The 19,140-nt window shown below is 41.5% G+C and carries 12 protein-coding genes; 5 read left to right on the top strand and 7 right to left on the bottom strand.

Annotated elements, in window-relative coordinates:
- Window positions 1-46: 46 nt before the first annotated feature.
- From IPP86_16975 to IPP86_16960, 4 genes are all read right to left on the bottom strand, one after another.
- Complete coding sequence (locus IPP86_16975) at window positions 47-2,449, bottom strand: TonB-dependent receptor (GenBank protein ID MBL0140191.1); 2,403 nt, start codon at window positions 2,447-2,449, stop codon at window positions 47-49.
- 66 nt (window positions 2,450-2,515) lie between these two features.
- Complete coding sequence (locus tag IPP86_16970) at window positions 2,516-2,920, bottom strand: EVE domain-containing protein (protein ID MBL0140190.1); 405 nt, start codon at window positions 2,918-2,920, stop codon at window positions 2,516-2,518.
- Window positions 2,921-3,083: 163 nt separating this feature from the next.
- Window positions 3,084-4,142, bottom strand: coding sequence for a DNA polymerase III subunit delta (gene holA / locus IPP86_16965; protein MBL0140189.1), 1,059 nt, complete (start codon window positions 4,140-4,142; stop codon window positions 3,084-3,086).
- An 11-nt stretch (window positions 4,143-4,153) separates the two neighbouring features.
- On the bottom strand, window positions 4,154-4,924 hold the full coding sequence (locus tag IPP86_16960) for an AMP nucleosidase (protein ID MBL0140188.1): 771 nt from the start codon (window positions 4,922-4,924) through the stop codon (window positions 4,154-4,156).
- Window positions 4,925-4,951: 27 nt separating this feature from the next.
- Here IPP86_16960 and IPP86_16955 point away from each other — a divergent pair, with 27 nt between their 5' ends.
- The 5 genes from IPP86_16955 to IPP86_16935 all read left to right on the top strand — a co-directional run bounded on the left by IPP86_16955 (window position 4,952) and on the right by IPP86_16935 (window position 14,601).
- Entirely contained in the window at window positions 4,952-5,416 is a 465-nt protein-coding gene (locus IPP86_16955; GenBank protein MBL0140187.1) for a type I restriction enzyme HsdR N-terminal domain-containing protein, read from the top strand.
- Between the two features lie 108 nt (window positions 5,417-5,524).
- Window positions 5,525-8,404, top strand: coding sequence for a S8 family peptidase (locus IPP86_16950; GenBank protein MBL0140186.1), 2,880 nt, complete (start codon window positions 5,525-5,527; stop codon window positions 8,402-8,404).
- Between the two features lie 241 nt (window positions 8,405-8,645).
- Complete coding sequence (locus tag IPP86_16945) at window positions 8,646-9,170, top strand: DUF5606 domain-containing protein (GenBank protein ID MBL0140185.1); 525 nt, start codon at window positions 8,646-8,648, stop codon at window positions 9,168-9,170.
- A gap of 5 nt (window positions 9,171-9,175) precedes the next feature.
- On the top strand, window positions 9,176-10,897 hold the full coding sequence (locus IPP86_16940) for a M3 family oligoendopeptidase (GenBank protein ID MBL0140184.1): 1,722 nt from the start codon (window positions 9,176-9,178) through the stop codon (window positions 10,895-10,897).
- A gap of 314 nt (window positions 10,898-11,211) precedes the next feature.
- Entirely contained in the window at window positions 11,212-14,601 is a 3,390-nt protein-coding gene (locus tag IPP86_16935) for a PAS domain S-box protein (protein MBL0140183.1), read from the top strand.
- 106 nt (window positions 14,602-14,707) lie between these two features.
- Here IPP86_16935 and IPP86_16930 read toward each other — a convergent pair whose 3' ends face one another.
- The 3 genes from IPP86_16930 to IPP86_16920 form a co-directional block, all read right to left on the bottom strand.
- The gene (locus tag IPP86_16930) at window positions 14,708-17,140 is read right to left on the bottom strand and encodes a TonB-dependent receptor (GenBank protein MBL0140182.1); all 2,433 of its coding nucleotides are present in this window, start codon (window positions 17,138-17,140) and stop codon (window positions 14,708-14,710) included.
- Between the two features lie 139 nt (window positions 17,141-17,279).
- Window positions 17,280-17,981, bottom strand: coding sequence for a response regulator transcription factor (locus IPP86_16925; GenBank protein MBL0140181.1), 702 nt, complete (start codon window positions 17,979-17,981; stop codon window positions 17,280-17,282).
- Window positions 17,974-19,041 (bottom strand): sensor histidine kinase, encoded by a 1,068-nt coding sequence (locus tag IPP86_16920; GenBank protein MBL0140180.1) that lies wholly within the window; start codon window positions 19,039-19,041, stop codon window positions 17,974-17,976. Before IPP86_16920 ends, IPP86_16925 begins: the two co-directional genes overlap by 8 nt.
- Window positions 19,042-19,140 lie beyond the last annotated feature (99 nt).

Below are 19,140 nucleotides of genomic sequence, written 5' to 3'. Positions count from 1 at the left end.
GCAGAAGTAAACACTGCTTTGCATCCTGAATGCGGATTTGAACCTCTTAAAAAGTCATGTTCATTCCGAAGCTTGGAAGAATCGGAAGCTGGTAGACTCTTGAATTCGTCACACGGTTGACATAAAAGATATTGTCCCGATCATACACATTTGTTACACCGGCAACAACTTCCAGTGTTGAGTTTTTTGAAATGTGAAATGCACGTTGCAATGAAATGTCGAGGCGATGGAAGTAGGAAAGACGACCTTTGTTCAACTCTCCGTAGAAAATTCCCAGTTGACCATTTTGATTGGAAATGTTTGAACCGGATCCTTCAGGTAAAATCAACTGTTCGTAAAAGCCCTGTGTTTGGGTGAATGGGAATGGTGAGCCAAAATTCCAGCGAACGTTTGCCTGCCATGCATCTTTCTTTCCAAACTTGTAGGAAACAACCAGGTTAACATTGTGACGACGATCGAAGCTGGGTTCGTAGGTGCGGACTCCGTCAAATCTTTTGACATAGCCAAGAGAGTAAACCGCCCAAACGTATAATTTGCGGTAATCGTATTTCAGCAGGAAGTCAACGCCTCTGGCTGTTCCGGATTCAATGATGAAATCCTGTTTCAGATAATCCGGTTTTTCGCTGTGCTGTCCGTCGTCTTCGTAAATTTTATCACGGTTAATATTTTCAAGCTGTGTGAAGTCTTTGAAATATGCTTCAACGTTTAACGAAAGATGTAAAGGCAGATCAATTTCAATTCCACCGATTGCATGCTTTGCTTTTTGCAAACGCGATGTCACATCTTTTCCATCAAATTTGGAGGGTAAATCATCCGAACCGGATAAGAAGCCATAAAATAAATTCACCACATCACGATCGGAGGATGCTGACAAAAGATTTTGGCTGTAATATCCTCCTGCTGCTTTGAGCCTGATTTTATCACTCAGATTAAATTTCAAACCGATGCGGGGTTCGAGGGAAGATTCCGATAAGGAGGAATAATAGTTGTAGCGTATCCCGGGTTCGATCACAAATTTTCCGGCGATCTTTTTATATTTCAGAAAAGCCGCCAGTTCGGTAGTATTTTCAGTTTGTCCATTGCTGGAGCCATAATTATTTGTGAACTGATAATCGGTTTTAAAGCCCAGCAATTCCAGACCATATTTCAACTCATCCTTGCCAAGGAAATAAGAGAAATTCAATCCGGTATTGAATCCGCGGATTTCACTGTAGCGGTCACGACCGTCTGGTTCTTTGAGACGGATTTTATATCCTGAGTAAGCGAAATTTCCATCAATCAGAACCGATGAGCCGGAAGGTACAAGTAGAAAATTACTTCCGAACCCTGAACTCGTCCAATGCAGGTTGGTCGCTTCGTTGTAATCGACATTGTCTTCAAAACGGAAACCGAACAGATTCACTTTGCTGCCGGAAGAACTGTTGAAAGAAAGCTTCCCATATACATCCGTAAAGGAATAGGGGAGACCGGCAGAATCGAGGTTGTTGTAAAGTGATTTGGATGTTTTGTCCAGATAGGAATTTTTAACTGTGAGAAGAAAAGAAGAACTGCCTTCCTGATCTTCTTTTTCTTTTTTCAGCGGTCCTTCCAGAAGTGCTTTTGCCGTGAAGGTATTAGCGCTCACTTTTCCCGCGATTCTTTTTTTATTTCCATCACGGGTGGTGATATCCATGATTGAAGAAATGCGGTCTCCGTATTCGGCATTGAAACCTCCTGTATAAACATCCGCTGCACGGATGATGTCGGCGTCGAATACTGAATATAGTCCTATGGAGTGAAACGGATTGTAAATTACCATACCATCCATCAGCACTTTATTTTGGATAGGTGTACCTCCCCGGATATACAATTGTCCGCCCTGATCGCCGGAAAAAATTACTCCCGGAAGTACTTGCAGGTATTGGGCAAGATCCGGTTCGCCGCCAACTGTCGGGATTTGCTTTATTTCTTTTGGTGTAATTTTATTTACTGAAATACGTACATCGGTTTTCTTCTCTTCACTTTCAGCAGAAACATTTATTTCTTTCATCTGAACAGCGGACTTTTTTAAAAAGATCTTTCGTGTTAAGAGGTCTCCGCTCTTCAAAGTCAATGGCATGATAATGCTGTCAAATCCTATGGAAGTGATCAACAAAGTGTAGCTGCCCGGAGGTACCTTGGAGATGGAAAAAAATCCGTCCAGATTTGTCTGAGCGCCATAGGTAGTACCTTTCAGATATACACTGGTATAAATGGATGGTTCTGTTGATTCTGCTTCGTATACAAACCCACGGATTTCAGCGGTTTGTGCATGGAGGCCTAAATTGAATAAGATTCCCAGCAGGGAAAAGAATAGAATTCTGCGCATATGAAATTTACTTGCGGCAAATGTAACCAATGGGCTGATATTTACTCCATTTGATTGTAATAATTTGGTCAGGATGTAAGGCCCTGCTTTTTGAGTTAACACTTTATGTTAATACTTCATGAAAACAGCACCTTCTTTTCAGTTCAAAAAAAACTATCGAAGAAAAAATTACTTAGCTAATGATAAAATTGTTTCAAATTCTTCTTTAGTCAAAGGCATCACAGAAAGTCGCCCGATTTTTACAAGACCGATATTGCTTAGAGACTTTTCACTCTTAATTTGTTTTAAAGTGACACTATTTGGAAGTGCTTTTTCAGCTTTTAATTCAACGGAAACCCATGCAATGTCGGATGTCGTAGGGTCCTGATAAAATTCTTTTGAAACAGACGCGATTCCAATTACGGATGACTCATTACCACTATGATAAACCAGGACTTTGTCGCCTTTCTTCATTCCTTTTAAATGAATGCGTGCCGCATAATTACGAACGCCATCCCAGCTGGTCTTGCCATCTTTCAGCAGATCATGCCAGGAATAGGTTTCGGGATCGGATTTTACGAGCCAGTAGTTCATCTTTGGTTTCGGGTTCCGGGTTTCGGGTTCCGGGTTGGATTCGGGTAAATTAGAAAATTAGTTTTTTAATTTCTGTTCATCTGAGCAGAACTCAAATTTATTTTAAGAAATATTATATTTCATTTTAACTCGGAACTCGGAACTCGGAACTCGGAACCAAAAATCAGTGGAGTATTTTATACACCAATTCCTTCATCAGTTCTCCGTCATCAGCGCTGGATGGTTTGATGCCTTTGGCGCGGAGGTCATAATCGCGGATGAAACTGATATTGCGTACGCAGTGATCCCTGGAATAAGCCTTTGCAGCTGATTCATAATCCTGAACGAAATAGGGATGGACACCTAAGATGCTTGCAACATTATTTTGTGAACGGTCCACAAGAGAATGAAGCGTAAGAAGTTTGTGAAAATAAGAATAGAGTTGTGGAATGGTGAACTGAATCGGATTGCTTTTCGGGTTAGCGCTGAAATAATTTACGATCTGATTTGCTTTCAGAATATTTCTTTTTCCCAAAGCGTTTTGCAGTTCAAAAATATTGAATTCTTTACTGATGCCGATATTCTCTTCAACGTGTTTCGCTGTAATCTCATCACCGGCTTTCAGGTTGAGTAATAATTTATTTACTTCATTGGCAATACGACTGAGATCCGCGCCCAAATATTCAGCCATCAGCACACAAGCTTTTGGATTGATGCGATGTCCTTTTGATAAAACATACTGATTAACCCATGCGGGAACTTTGTCCTGATAGATTTTTTTTGATTCAAAAACTACTCCTGCTTTGTCAAGTACTTTTGCAACCTTAGTACGTTTATCGATGGTTTTGTATTTGTAACAAAACACAAGGATGGTAGTAGGCGTCGGGTTCTGAAGATAATCCAGGAAGTGATCTTTTGAATCATTCTTTTTTCCACTTTTACCTGCACCATCAGCAGATTCTTTTTTTCCAGCAAGGTCTTTGATGTCCTGTGCTTCTTTTACAATGACTACCTGATAATTGGACATCATCGGGTAGCGTTTCGCATAACTGAAAAGGGTCGGAAGGTCAAGATCTTTTCCATAGAGTACAGTCTGGTTGAATTCCTTTTCGCTTTCTGTAAGGACTTCGTTCTCTATGTAATTGGCGATCTGATCAATGTAAAAAGGCTCTTCCCCCTGCAAAAAATAGACAGGTGAATAGATCTTTTTCTTAAGTTCAGCTATGATCTGATCGTAGGTCATGCAATTTTCACTTAGAAACGCAGATGTTTTACTGTGAGTCCGTTATTAATTAATTCATTCAGTGAAGCAATGCCGATTTTCAGGTGCGCGTTCACATATTTTTCGGTTACTTTTTTGTCACTTTCCGCTGTCTTTACTCCTGCAGAAATCATGGGCTGGTCAGAGACAAGCAAGAGAGCGCCAGTAGGTATTTTATTGGCGAATCCGGCGATAAATATGGTAGCAGTTTCCATGTCAATTGCCATGGATCGTGTTGTTTGAAGATACTTTTTAAATTCTTTATCGTGTTCCCAGACACGGCGGTTGGTGGTGAAAACCGTTCCGGACCAATAATCGCTATCATTGTTCCGGATAGTTGTGGAAACCGCTTTTTGCAAACTGAATGCGGGAAGAGCAGGCACTTCAAGAGGGAGGTAATCGTTGGATGTTCCTTCTCCGCGAATCGCGGCGATGGGGAGAATGAGATCTCCCAGTTTGTTTTTCTTTTTCAGCCCACCACATTTTCCCAGGAACAATGCAGCCTTGGGAGCGATAGAAGACAGGAGATCCATGATGAGAGCCGCGTTCGGACTACCGATCCCGAAGTTGATGATGGTGATGCCGTCATGTGTCGCGTTTGGCATCGGCTTATCCAGACCGTTAATTGGAACATTGTTCCATTCGCTAAACAACCGTACGTAGTGATTAAAATTGGTCAGGAGGATATATTTGCCAAAATCCTTTAATTCCGTACCGGTGTACCGGGGAAGCCAGTTTTCAACAATTTCTTTTTTATTATTCATAAAGGTATTTTCGTAAAAAAAATTAGGGTGGAATTACCAAAACTGCATTTCCCGGAGTACAAGTTTAAGCTAAGGTCAGATACCTCTGGCGGACAAAGTTTAAAAATTTTCGACATAGTTCGGGGAAAATATGTTCGTTTAAGTCCGGAAGAATGGGTAAGACAGCATATTCTGCACTTTTTGATCCTCGATAAGCATTATCCGAAATCCCTTACCGGTGTAGAGAAAAGGGTGGTAGTGAACAGGTTGGAGCGAAGATACGATATTCTCATCCATGATTCGGACATGAAACCTATGCTTTTAGTAGAATGCAAAGCCCCGAATGTAAAAATCACACAGGAAGTCTTTGATCAGGCTGCCAGGTATAATCTGACTGTCGATGCCCGGATTTTTATTCTGACAAATGGTTATGAGACCTTTTGCTGCACCCTTGATCATGCTAACAAGAGTTATCATTTTCTGGAAGAAGTCCCTTTCTACGAAAAACTTTGACAAATCGAAGATTTGATGAAGGAATATTGTAGGGACTGGAGAGACCTTGGTCATCCGAAAAATTCAAATTACCTTGTGCCTTCTGTTTAGCTAAAAAATCTATTATCCATGAAAAGAACTTTTGGCCGGATGTTCCTCGGAGCATTTCTGGTGACCCAATCCTTATTTACATTCGCCGCTAATCCTCTGGCAAATAATGCTGTGAGCGGTACTCAGCGAAATGTCGCGGAGTTGAATTTCAACGGTGCCAGAATTAAAGCCGGTGAATTAATCATCAAAGTCAAGCCTGAATTCCGTTCACAATGTTCTCCAACTGAGATTTCTGAATCGAAACTCAGTGTTGTGCTGCAATCTTTACAGGCAAGCGGTTTGAAGAAAAGATTCCCTTCAAAGCAGGCTCCTGTCATGGCACTAAACAGAAATGGCGAAAAACCTACGGATTTGAGTCTGATTTATTCTGTTTCTTTTCCTGCGGATCTGAATATTTCAGATGTGATTACTAAAGTGATGGCTACCGGTAGTGTCGCTTATGCTGAGCCGGTCTACTTAAACCAGATGGATTACACTCCGAACGATCCACAAATTGCTTCGCAGTACCAAAACGCGAAAATCAATTTGTACAATGCCTGGGATGTTTGGAAAGGTGATACAAATACTGTTGTAGGAATTGTCGACAGTGGCACAGACTGGGATCATCCGGATCTGGCAGGAAATATTAAGTATAACTGGAATGATCCGATTGATGGCACAGATAATGACAACGATGGATTCATTGATAATTTCCGCGGGTGGGATGTAAGTGAGAATGATAATGACCCGATGGTGGTGAACAGTGATCATGGTTCACACGTGAGTGGTTGTGCCGCCGCAGTAACAGATAATGGAGTAGGAGTTGCAGGTCCGGCTTTCCGTTGCAAATTTCTTCCTGTGAAAGTTTCACTTGATGCAAGTTCTACATCCATTGATAATGGATACGACGGAATCGTTTATGCAGCGGATCATGGCGCGGATGTGATCAACTGTTCATGGGGACGTACAGGTGGTATCAGTCAGTTTGAGCAGGATGTAATTACCTACGCTACGATAGATATGGATGCACTTGTTGTAGCTGCTTCCGGAAATGATGGACTTGAAGAGGAACATTACCCAAGTTCTTACAAATATGTATTGAGTGTCGCCGCGACTACCAGTACCGACAGCAAAGCGGGATTTTCAAATTTTGGATATTCCATTGATGTTTGTGCTCCCGGAAACCAGATTTATTCAACTGTATTCAATGATACTTATACAGCTTACAGCGGAACATCCATGGCTTCTCCGATAGCAGCCGGATGCGCGGCGATTGTGAAATCCAGATTTCCTACTATGAACGCCTTGCAGGTTGGTGAGCAATTGCGAATCACTTGTGATGATATTTATAGCGCAAGTGGAAACACCCCTTACCGTAACAAACTTGGTAAAGGAAGGGTGAACTTGTTTACTGCCATCACCGATTCTGTTTCTCCGGGTGTTGTAGTGGAGAGTCTTGACATTACTGATAATAATGATAATGCATTCGTGATCGGTGATACGCTGGATATGACCGCTGTATTCAAAAATCTGCTGCGTCCAACAGCGAACCTGACCTGTGTATTGTCTACGACAAATACGGCTGTTACTGTTTTGAACAGTACATTCACTCCGGGTGTAGTAGGCACATTGGCTACAGCCACCAATTCCGGAAGTCCATACAAAGTGGTGATCAATCCTTCCGCAGGAGCAAATACGGAAGTTCGTTTCAAAATTACGATGACCGATGGAACGTGGTCAGATGTTTATTCATTCATTCTGATCGTGAACGTGGATTACATCAATATCGCGATCAATGATGTTGCATCGACAATCACAAGCAAAGGACTTATTGGATACAATGCCAGCGGCCAGCTGGGTGGATTAGGATTCACTTATATGGGAGGCGCTACAATACTTTATGAAATGGGTCTGATGATTGGCGCTACCGGAACACAGGTTTCTGATTGTGTACGCGGTGATGGTTCCGGCTATGATGAAGATTTCGCTTCGGTTCTCGCTGTGTCAAGTCAGGAGCCGGGAGTTTATTCTGATTTTGATGCTTATGGGAAGTTCCGTGATAACGGACTTACATCCGTATCACCAATCAGCGTATTTGTAACTCATCGTGCATACGCATGGATGGCACCCGCTGACAGAAAATATATCATCGTAGAGTATACTATTAAAAATACAAGTGGAGGAAATTTATCTAATCTCTTTGCGGGATTGTTTGCGGATTGGGATATACCAGCTTATGCAAACAACAAATGTTCTGTCGATAACAGTCGAATGATGGGTTATGCATGGAGTACTGATGTCGCTGGTCTGTATGCCGGAATGAAATTACTTTCTCCGGGTGCTTTCAACAGCTATGCGATTGACAATATCAGCGGAGGGAACGGAGGTCTGGATATGTTTGATGGTTACAGCAACGCGGATAAGTACTTATCTCTGTCTACATTCCGTCAGGATGGCGGGACTTCCGCGGCAACAGGAAATGATATTATCCAGATAGTTTCAACAGGTCCGTTCAATCTGGCAAACAATGATTCAGTAAAAGTCGCATTTGCATTGATTGCCGGTGAGGATTTAAGCATGATTCAGGCAAGCGCTGATGCTGCTCAGATTCGTTATGACAACCTGAGCACCGGCATGACCGAGATTCCGATGTCCGGAGCATTTTCTTTATCGCAGAGTTATCCAAACCCGGCAAATAATCAAAGTACGATTAGTTTCGTACTTCCTCAGGCAAACGAGACTGAATTGTCAATTTACACAACTATGGGTGAGAAGGTCAAATCTGTTGTTTCTGAGAAATTGAATGGCGGAAAATATTCAGTCACAGTTGATCTGAGCCAGTTATCCGCAGGAAATTATTTTTATCGTTTGCAAAGTGGTGGCCTGGTAAAAACCTTACCATTGACCATCATTAAATAATAAAAGAACCTTGAATTTCAACCCATGGCCGCATAAGCCATGGGTTGTTTGTTTATTACGTTTTGTGTCCGGTCTTGTGAATATTCAATTTGGAGTGAACGCATCTGTGCGCTTATTTTTCCTGGTAATCGATTAAAAGACCGGTGAAAAGGTGTTGAATACCCGGTAGAATAATTTACCGAATTCAATATCTTCTTTCGATTTTCGTTTTAACTTTGTATCCTATTTAGAAATCAATTTTATGGAATTAAAAGATATTATTTCAGTGCCCGGAATGAGCGGCTTGTACAAAGTTGTCGCAAACAACAAAAACGGTTTCATCGTTGAATCGCTTGCTGATTCAAAAAGAACCCTTATCAATTCAACTCAACGCATCATGACACTGGTGGATATCGCTGTGTACACTACCGGTGAGGATATGCCATTGCGTGAAATCTACAAAGAGATTCAGCAAAAGGAAGGACAAAAACTTGGTGTGGATCCGAAAGCGGATGGCGCAAAGCTGAGGGATTATTTCAAAAAGATTGTTCCAACTTTTGACGAAGAAAGAGTTTATACATCGGATATCAAAAAGATGCTGGTGTGGTATGATATTCTGAAAGATAAGATTGATTTCTCCAAGGAAGAAGAAACCGGCGGAGAAGCGGATGAGAAACTTCTTGCGGCGGCGGATCATGATAAGCCGATTCCGAAGAAGCACGAAGCACACGGTCCTAAAGCGGAATCAGCAAAAGCAACAACTGCAAAAACCCGTAAAAAAGTTTAATCGCAATGACAACTAATACAGTAAACGCGCCGGAAAAAATCCGGCGCAACTTTTTACCGGCCAGTCTTGACCTGAGTACATGGGAATCTCTTGAACCATTTTATCTGGATCTTCAGAATCGTAAAATTGATTCCGTTGCTGATCTTCAGAAATGGCTTACAGATGTTACAGAACTCGAATCCATCGTTTCGGAGCATCTTGGTTGGTTGTATATTCGCATGACCTGCGATACGACCGACAAGAAGCTTACGGAAGCTTACACGCACTTCATCGAAAATATCAATCCGAAGATTGAACCATTCGCGGATCGACTGAACAGGAAATTGATTGAATGCCCGTTCAGAACAGAACTTGACAAGCGTTACAGTTTATATTTGAAACAGGTAGAAAATTCCATCCGTATTTTCAGGGAAGAAAACATTCCATTGCAGGCAGAGATGACTGTGAAAGAGCAAAAGTACGGTGAAACGGCAGGCGCAATGACCGTTGAGGTGAACGGAAAAACGCTGACCTTACAACAAGCATCCAATCTTTTGAAGAATCCGGATCGTTCTGTACGGGAATCGGTGTATCATAAAATTGTTAGTCGCCGCCAACAGGATCTTGAGAAGCTCGATGGACTTTTTCATGAACTGATCACATTGCGTCACCGCATTGCACGTCAGGCCGGTTTCGCGAATTACCGTGATTATAAATTCGTGGAACTGGATCGTTTCGATTATACTCCGGAAGATTGTTTGCGTTTTCACGAATCCGTTCGAACCAGCATTGTTCCTGTTCTTGATTCATTGCTGGAAGAAAGAAAAGCAGAGCTCAAACTCGATGCGTTGAAACCCTGGGATCTCGATGTCGATACACAAGGCCGTCCGGACATGAAACCTTTTACCAAGGGTGAAGAATTGATGACCCAAACGATCGCGTGTTTCAGCGACATTCATCCTTATTTTGGAGAGGTTACAAAAACGCTTCAGCGTTTGAATTACATCGATCTTGATTCACGAATTGGAAAAGCGCCGGGAGGTTATAATTATCCTTTATATGAATCGGGTGTTCCGTTTATTTTTATGAATGCAAGCGGTTCGCTTCGCGATGTGATCACGATGGTACACGAAGGTGGTCATGCAATTCATTCCATGTTGACAAGCAAACTCGATTTCATCGGGTTCAAAGAACTTCCATCAGAAGTTGCTGAGCTTGCTTCCATGAGTATGGAATTGATTTCAATGGAGCACTGGCATCATTTCTTCCAGAATGCCGATGATTTGCGCAGAGCACGTCGTGAGCAATTGGAGAACGTTATCGAAGCGTTGCCATGGATAGCCTGTGTTGATCACTTCCAGCATTGGTTGTATATGAATCCTGATCATACAACAAGTGAACGCACAGAAGCATGGAAAAGGATTTATCTGCAATTCAGTTCAAAGGTTGTTGATTGGTCAACCGACCAAAATGCATTGGAAGCGATGTGGCAGAAACAATTGCATTTGTTTGAAGTTCCATTTTACTACATCGAATATGGAATGGCTCAACTGGGCGCCATAGCTGTGTGGAGGAATTACAAACAGAATCCGCAAAAAGCCATCGAACAATACATGAATGCTTTGAAATTGGGTTATAGTTGTTCGATTCCGGAGATCTATAGCGCGGCAGGAATTCGCTTCGATTTTTCCGAAAAATACATCCGTGAACTTGTTGATTTTGTAAAATCTGAGCTCCAAAAAGTGTAAGATTCGGTAGTTGATTTTTTACCGAATTTGATAAAAAGAAGGTTTTAAGAACCCGGTCCCAATTTGAGATTTATCTTGAGGGCCGGGTTTTTTCGTATTATTCTCCTCAAATCAGCGCCCACTAAGGCTTTCAGAGCATTCTGTCTGAAAAAAAGACGAGACAATTCAGGTTCAGTCACAGACCCTTCAAAATCCGCGTGAATCTTCGTTTTTGTAATAAAAACATCGTTTTTTACGAATATATGAGGGTGGTTTTGAAAACATACTGAGACAGAACCCATATAAAGAACAAGTCATAATTGGGCTTTTACCCATTGAGTACAAAAATTAAAAATATCCGAAGACCTATTCCTGATGAAGGACGAAAGGTTTTATACCGTCTCCTGCTGGTAGCAGTGGCCGTGGTATATGCCCTGGTGTTTGTGCTCGATTATCTGCTTCAATTGCATTTTACTTTTTTCCTCCTGCTCAGTTTGTTTGGATTTGTGATACTCACACTGTTCTACATGTGGTTCAGAGTTTCCGGTACACAGGAAATCATTGAAGAGGAACAGGAAGAAATCATTGAAGAAGAAAAAATTATTCAGCCTGTTTTTGAAGACCCTGTTTTTTACATCAGTGTTTCCACAGGATTGATTCTCGATTGTTCGGATGAAGCACTCCGTTTGTTTGAAACCGAAGATAAAAATGCATTGCTTGGGCATGATCTCAATTCGTTCCTGGCGACAGATTGGACCGTAGAGGAAAAAAAACAAATCCGTCGTGGCTTGGAAAGTCAGGGCAGAGCATCAGCTAAGGCGGAGTACGTGAGTCTGAAAGGCAAAAAAATCAGAGGTTTGATGCAGGCGGTGAAAACATCTTCCGCTTCAGAGTCGCTGCTCACTGTTCGCATTACGGATCTGAGTCATTTGAAAGCTGAGCCAATTCAGGATGCTGAATCCTCAAAAACTGCAGTTACAATTGAATCGGATCCGACGTCAAAGAGATTGTTTGAGGATGGATTGCAGGCTATGGCATTCATCGGAATGAATTATAAATTCACGAGAGCGAACAAAGCTTTTTGTAATCTGTTGGGTTATACCGAAATTGAATTGCAGCAACTTAGTTTTCTCGATGTTTTGCATCCGGAAGATAAGGAGAAAGAGAAAAAGAATATTTCCGCGATTTTCAGGGGAGATGTACCGCTGAGTAAAAGGGAAAAGCGTTTTGTAAAACGGAATAATGAAGTGATCTGGGTGAACGAGACCGCTTCTCTTTCACGCGATGAAAAAGGTCGTCCGCAGTTTGTGATTACGATGGTTGAGAATATTACCCAACGTAAACGCGTCGAGCGCTCAATGGCGGATAGTAAAAATAAACTCAGCGCGCTTGTTGAGAATGCTGAATATTCCATCCTGTCGGTGGATAAGCATCATACCATATTACTGATCAATTCGAAGCTCTGTGATATTTTGTTCGGGCTTACAGGTATCGTCGTTGAAACTGGATTTAATCTTCTTGACATATTGCCTGAGAATTTTCACGCGGAATATCTTGACATGCACAAGCGTGCCTTGACCGGTGAGAATTTTATTCAGGAACGCAATGTGGTGATGCACGGAAAACGAGTCGATATTGAAATCGTCGTGACACCGGTGAAGGATGATTTTAATAAAGTGATCAGTGTTTCATTGTTTGGTCATGATGTAACTGAAAGAAAGGTTTCTGAACTGAAATTAATCAGGGAGAAAAACCAGGCGGAAGCAGCTACTGAAGCAAAATCAAGTTTCCTCGCGACGATGAGTCATGAAATCCGGACACCACTGAATGGTGTTATCGGAATGGGCAAGTTGCTTAATCAGACTTCACTTTCTCCCAAACAGCAGGATTATGTCGATTCAATTCTGCTCAGTGGTGAAGCTTTATTATCTGTCATCAACGACATTCTTGATTATTCCAAGATCGAATCGGCGAAGATGGAATTGGAACACAAACCATTCCTTATCAAACGCGCTATTGAAGAGACATTCGATCTGATGTCATCCAAAGCAATTGAAAAGCACCTTGCTTTGCAATATACCATTGCCCGTTCGGTGCCTGCCTATATATATGGAGACATCACCCGTTTGCGTCAGATCATGATGAATCTGGTGGGTAATGCCATAAAGTTCACTCCGAAAGGTACCATTACTATTAGTGTCTCCTTGTTGAAGGAACAAGAGAATAAAATTGATTTACTCTTTGAGGTGAAAGATACCGGTGTGGGAATTCCACCTGATAAAATTGGCAAACTGTTCCGAAGCTTCTCTCAAGCCGATGCCGGAACCGCTAAGACTTATGGTGGAACGGGCCTCGGACTCGCGATTTGCAAAAACCTTGTCGAATTGATGGGTGGAAAAATTTGGGTAGAAAGTGTTCCGGGACAAGGATCAAATTTCCAGTTCACGATAAAAACAGAGTCTGTATCCAAGTCGGATACTCCGAGAAGTACGGGTAATGGTACCAACAAGCTGGTCAATTCACACGTATTGCTCATCAGTGACGATAAAACAGAAACAGATATATACTCGAATTATTTCCGTCGCTGGAATATGGTTCCACGTTCGGTAGATGAAGCAGGTAAAGCACTCGAAATGGTTCGTACCGGCGACGAATTAAATCTTGTATTGATTGACGCACAAATGATCAGTGCAAAAGCATTGAATCTTGCCGAACAAATCCGTCAGATCCGGAGAAAAGGAGAATTGCCGATAGTACTCTTCAATGCTGACGAGTCGGATAATGTTGTCTTTGATTACAGCGGAGAAATTGTTTCAGCGGTCATTCCCAAAAATGTGGATCGTTCAAAAGTGCTGGATATCCTGATTGGTGTGTTCTCGGTAGAAGATCATTCGCGTAGCCAGCATGACAAGGATCTGGGTCGCATGGATATTAAACTGGCGCAACATGTACCTATAAAAATTCTGATTGCGGAAGATAACCAGATCAACCAGAAACTGGCATTAAATATTTTTGAAGGCCTGGGTTATACTCCGAAGATTGTGAGCAACGGACTGGAAGTAATTGATGTCCTTAGAAAAGAATCCTATGATTTAATTTTCATGGATGTTCAGATGCCTGAATTGGATGGTCTTGAGACGACAAGGTTTATCATTCAAAAAATGAACCTTGAGCATCGCCCGATCATTGTCGCAATGACAGCTTTTGCATTGGAAGGTGATAAAGAGAAATGTATGGAGGCAGGAATGGATGATTATATCAGCAAACCGTTCCAGATCGAGGAAATTGTTGAGCGTATCCGCAAGTGGGGTGGAAGGTATATTCAGGTAAGAGCCGAAATGGTTCAACAAAACAACAATCGTAATTCTGAAAAATCTTCAGATGTAGTTCTTGATATGACTGTCATTCAGCGTTTGCGCGACATGACAGCAGGATCTGATCCTACATTTTTCTCACAGGTAATCGCAATGTTTATTGATCAGGGAAGAGAAATTACAAAGGATATGGAAAGGCTTTGTAAAGAAAAGGACTGGCAGGGCATGAGTAAGCTTGCTCATAAATTAAAAGGTTCCGCTTTAAACATTGGAGCTAATTTGCTCGCAGAAGTGTGCCGCCAGATTGAACTAATTGGAAAATCAACGAATCCGGCAGACTGTTCCACAATGATTCCTTCTTTGATAGAGGAGTGGAGAAAGACCGAGGAAGCTTTGGGTAAGCTGAGTTAAAGAACATATAATAAAGCATTTATTATTTCACGCAAATACGCAAAGGGCGCAAAGATTATTCTTTGCGCCCTTTGCGTATTGTTGTTTCGCTTTATGCATCTCTATTTCAAAAATACAAGCGATACATCAGATTCGGGAACATTCCGAACTGTCTTACATTGCCTACATTTCCGGGGACTTTTTCATCGTAATATTCTGAAAGTTTTCCGTTGGCGTCGGTGATGTTGTTGATTGTGAGAAATAATTCATGCGTTACTTTTTGTTTGTTCCACTTGTAGCTGGCAGAAATGTTTACCTGATAGATATCTTCAAATTTCTTTTCATAAGCTTTTTCGTTATCCCAGAATTTGTTGTTTGCGGGATCAACAGCAAGATTTCCGTTTGCATCTCTCAGTAATGGAATGTATCTCTTACCACCTCCGAAAAATACTTTCGCGTTCACATTCAATGTCTGGTTTTTCTTTTTTCCACGATTGGCGAATTCTTTTCCGATCAATACATTTACAAGATAGTTGCCATTGTATTGTGTGTTTCGTTCCACTCCGTCCATCGCTTTGTATTTGGAATTGTAAAGCGAAGCGTTGATCAGGTAATAGTAACTTTTGTTGAAGAAGCGTTCCAGCGTCAGTTCAATACCGTAATTTTTCCCTGTTCCTTTATTCACCAGGTCAACATAGTTGAATTCGATTCCTTCGTTGATGGTCGCGTAGGAGCTGGTGTTCAGATTTTCTACAGGTAAATTGTACAGACTTTGGTAATACGCTTCCGCTTTTAACCGGATATTTTCTCCGAAACGTTTTTCATAGCCAAGCACAAAATGATCGGCTTTTAACAGGCCCAGGTTTTTATTTGGTTCGAGGACACTTCCGTCCGCTTGTTTCACCTTTGTGAAATAGTTGTGTACACTTTCCATCGTACTGTGTTTACCATAACCCGCGTTCAAATCGCTTGAGCTGTTGATTTTCCAGTCGAGTTGTAGACGTGGTTCGACTGTGCTCTTGTTGTTGTAGAGTACATTCATATTATGTACGCCGGCAACAATGGTAAGATTTTCTTTTAGCCGATGTTTCCAGCTCACGAAACTGCTGATGGTATTGATGTTTTCTGTAAAGTCCGCTACCGTGAACAATTCATTGGAATTGTTCGGCATGCGGCTCAGAGCATTGTCGTATCCAAGCAGTGCATACTTCGCGCCCACCTGGAGGGTGTTTTTAGCATCTAATTTATTGTTGTATGTAACTGCAGCTCTGTATGCGGAGTTTTTGATCCGACTTTTATAATCCTGTATTCTGCCACCAATAGAGTCGGTTAAAAACCCGCCCTGATCGTCGTATAGTTTTGTTGTTTTGATTTTGAAGATGTCTTCGCTGATACCTTCATTTGAATAGGAGAGAGTAGTCTTGAGAAAACTTTTGTCGCTCAAAGGCATGGTGTGATTGATTCCATAGTTTGAAAGATAATTGCTCTTGTCGTAATCTTCTGTAAGCTCAGCTGAGATGGTTCCGTTGTTTGGAGTCGAGATCATGTCGGCACGGACATCTGTCATGGATGCATCGCTCATTCCTGCCAAACCGAACATGGAGAATACTCCCATTTTTTTGGTTGGCAATACAATTTTAAATGCGCCGTCCTGATAGTTGAGGTCGCCATCTACTTTTATTGCGTGCAATTTATTCAGCAGTGAAATGGTTGAGTACCTGTAATTGATGAGGTAGGAACCACCATATCCTTTTTTGAATGGTCCTTCGAGTGTTAAATCTGTTCCCTGAATTCCGACACCTATGGATGTCTCGTGTTTTTCGTTATTGCCGGTTCGGAATTTTACATCGTAGACTCCGGATAATACATCGCCGTACTCGGGTGTGAAAGCGCCTGTAGAAAAATCCGAAGTTCCGAGCAGGCTGTTGTTGAGTGCACTGACACCACCATTCACCGCGTTTTGATCGCCAAAGTGAGTCGGGTTGGTAATTTCTACTCCATCCAGACGCCATTGTACATATTTTGGTGAGTTGCCGCGAACGATAATATCGTTCTGTCCGTTTTGTGATGCTGTGACTCCGGCATAGTTCGACAGAATTTTGGAAGGATCGTCCAGTCCGCCTGCATAGCGTTTTGTTTCTTCGGCTGAAATGGATCGTGTACTGATCAGAGACATTTCATTGAGTGCCTCTCCTTTGTTTTTGATGGCTTTGATTTCAACTTCTTTTAATTTGAGTAAAGATTCCTGCATGGATAGTTCAAGGACTTTTTCTTTCCCTGAATTTACTTCAATGTCAGAGATGGTTTTACTTTCATAGCCTAGATAAGAGAGTAGCAATGAAATCCGACCGACCTGCATTTTTTCAAGTCTGAATTCGCCGTTGATATCGGTTACTGTTCCAATGCTGCGATCGTTGCTGAGCTGGATCACGACACCAAAGAGTGGTAATTTGCTGTCGGCATCGATAATTGTTCCTCTGACGGTTTGTGTCAGGTTTTGACCTTTGACAAATCCTGAAAGCAGGATAATCAGGAAAGTGGTAGAAATTAAATTTTTCATGTTGGGGTTCTTTTGTATAATGTTTTTGATTTATGATACAAAAGTCACCCTCTGAGCCCGGTGCTGCAATTCAACTATGCCAAGTATGTGTGCTTGTCTGCGAAATCAGGACTTTGATCTGCAAAGCGAATTAAAGAGTTTAAATTCTATTGTTGATGATCTGAAAAAACTGCTCTTTGTAGGTATCTGAAATAGGAATCAGCTGATCGGCGATTTTTATTCTACTCCTTTCGATGGATTCAATTTTGTTGATGCCCACCATGAAGGATTTGTGTACCCTGCAAACCAGTCCGGGAGGAAGGATTTGCTCCAGTTCGCTGAAATTCTGAAGGGTCATAATCCTTTTTTCGACCGTGTGAATCCGACGGTAGTCTCTCATCCCTTCAATGTATAATATATCAGAAATGTTAATTTTCTCGAGACGATTTTCTGTTTTAACAAAAATGAATGCAGGTGCTGTTTGTGGTGTGGAAATTTGTTGTTTTAAATTTTCCTGGGCTTTACTGACGGCTTTGAGGAAGCGATCAAAGGAAAATGGTTTTAAGAGGTAGTCGGTTACGTTGAGTTCGTATCCTTTGATGGCATATTCCTGGTAAGCTGTTGTAATGATCACCTGGCTTTCAATCCTTGAACTTTCGAGCAATTCGATACCGGATAATTCGTCCATGTTGATATCGAGAAAAAGCAAATCCACTTTGTTTGTTTTAAGAAATGTAAGTCCACTCAGTGAATCTTCAAAAGTTCCGACCAATTGCAGAAAGGGTATTTTATCGACGAAACCCTTGGTTCTTTGCAGGGCCAGGGGTTCGTCTTCAATGATGATGCAGGTGTATTTATCCATTCGTAATTGTTAAATGAACACTGTAGATGTCGCTATGTTTGACAATTTCCAGTTTGTGATTTCCCGGGTAAATGAGATCCAGTCTTTTTTGGATCAGATCATTTCCAAGACCGTTGCTGCCTTGTTTGTATTTTCGATTAGGATCGTATTTGTTTTCGCAAATAAAACCAATGCTGTTTTTGTCGATCAGAATTTTCACATTGATAGCATTGTCAATTTTTTTATTGGTAGCGTGTTTAAATGCATTCTCAATGAAGGGAATGAAGACTAGCGGCGCGATTGTTTTATTGCCCGGGCTTCCGCTTATTTCGAAATGTACATAATTTAAATTTGAAGTGCGTATTTTTTGCAATTCAATATATTTTTGAATGTATTCGATTTCGTGCACCAGCAGAATTTTCTCTGATTTAGTTTCGTACAGCATGAATCGAAGTATATCGCTCAGCATGTTGAGATAATTCGAGGCATCTGTAGCATTGTTGACGATGAGGGTATCGATGTTGTTGAGTGTGTTGAAAAGGAAGTGAGGGTCCAGCTGTGCTTTAACCAATGCCAGTTCGGCTTCGTGATTTTTCTGTTTCAGTTCTTCTTTCAGTTTCCTTTCGTCGAACCAGGTGATGAAACCTTTAATAACAAGAGCGACCATACCAGAGATTGAGGCGATAATGCTGGTGATAAGAATTGTCCGCAGTGCCGTAGATCTTCCATGTCGCCCACCATCGTCCATATCGATGAGCCTCCCGGTTTCAATAAAAAATCGAATGGAAATGTAGCTTAGAATTGCCGCAGCAAGTGAAATGAGCAGGGCGGAAAGTATTGCGGAGAGGTGCTTTTTATGTTGAAGGTATTTCGGGAAGACCAGGAAATAGTAGAAGTAAAAGGTGATAACAGAGGGAAAAAGGGCAAACAGGCTGACACTGGCAATTGCATTGAGAATTTTTGAAGTCTGATCAACGGAGCTGTGATTGCTTCGGTAGAAAACCCCGACAACAATCATAATCAGCAGCAGATAGCAGATCCAAAAACCGATATGAAGAAAAATAATGACTGACTTTTTCATGAAATTTCAATTTTGAGTTTTAATGTGTCAAAATTGAAGGGATTTAAGGGTTTCAGGAAATGTATTATTCAAAAGGGCGGTATTTGTCTGCAAGATCGG

It is taken from the genome of Bacteroidota bacterium, from assembly GCA_016720935.1.
Lineage (GTDB): Bacteria > Bacteroidota > Bacteroidia > AKYH767-A > 2013-40CM-41-45 > JADKJP01.
The sequence above is the reverse complement of the archived record's forward strand: the minus strand, read 5'-3'. Positions and strand labels throughout refer to the sequence as shown.

Excerpts from the sequence above, each read along its gene's own strand:
- IPP86_16920 (MBL0140180.1), bottom strand. The coding sequence starts at position 19,041 with ATGAAAAAGTCAGTCATTATTTTTCTTCATATCGGTTTTTGGATCTGC.
- IPP86_16945 (MBL0140185.1), top strand. The coding sequence starts at position 8,646 with ATGGAATTAAAAGATATTATTTCAGTGCCCGGAATGAGCGGCTTGTAC.
- IPP86_16970 (MBL0140190.1), bottom strand. The coding sequence starts at position 2,920 with ATGAACTACTGGCTCGTAAAATCCGATCCCGAAACCTATTCCTGGCAT.
- IPP86_16930 (MBL0140182.1), bottom strand. The coding sequence starts at position 17,140 with ATGAAAAATTTAATTTCTACCACTTTCCTGATTATCCTGCTTTCAGGA.
- IPP86_16940 (MBL0140184.1), top strand. The coding sequence starts at position 9,176 with ATGACAACTAATACAGTAAACGCGCCGGAAAAAATCCGGCGCAACTTT.
- IPP86_16925 (MBL0140181.1), bottom strand. The coding sequence starts at position 17,981 with ATGGATAAATACACCTGCATCATCATTGAAGACGAACCCCTGGCCCTG.
- IPP86_16950 (MBL0140186.1), top strand. The coding sequence starts at position 5,525 with ATGAAAAGAACTTTTGGCCGGATGTTCCTCGGAGCATTTCTGGTGACC.
- IPP86_16960 (MBL0140188.1), bottom strand. The coding sequence starts at position 4,924 with ATGAATAATAAAAAAGAAATTGTTGAAAACTGGCTTCCCCGGTACACC.
- holA (MBL0140189.1), bottom strand. The coding sequence starts at position 4,142 with ATGACCTACGATCAGATCATAGCTGAACTTAAGAAAAAGATCTATTCA.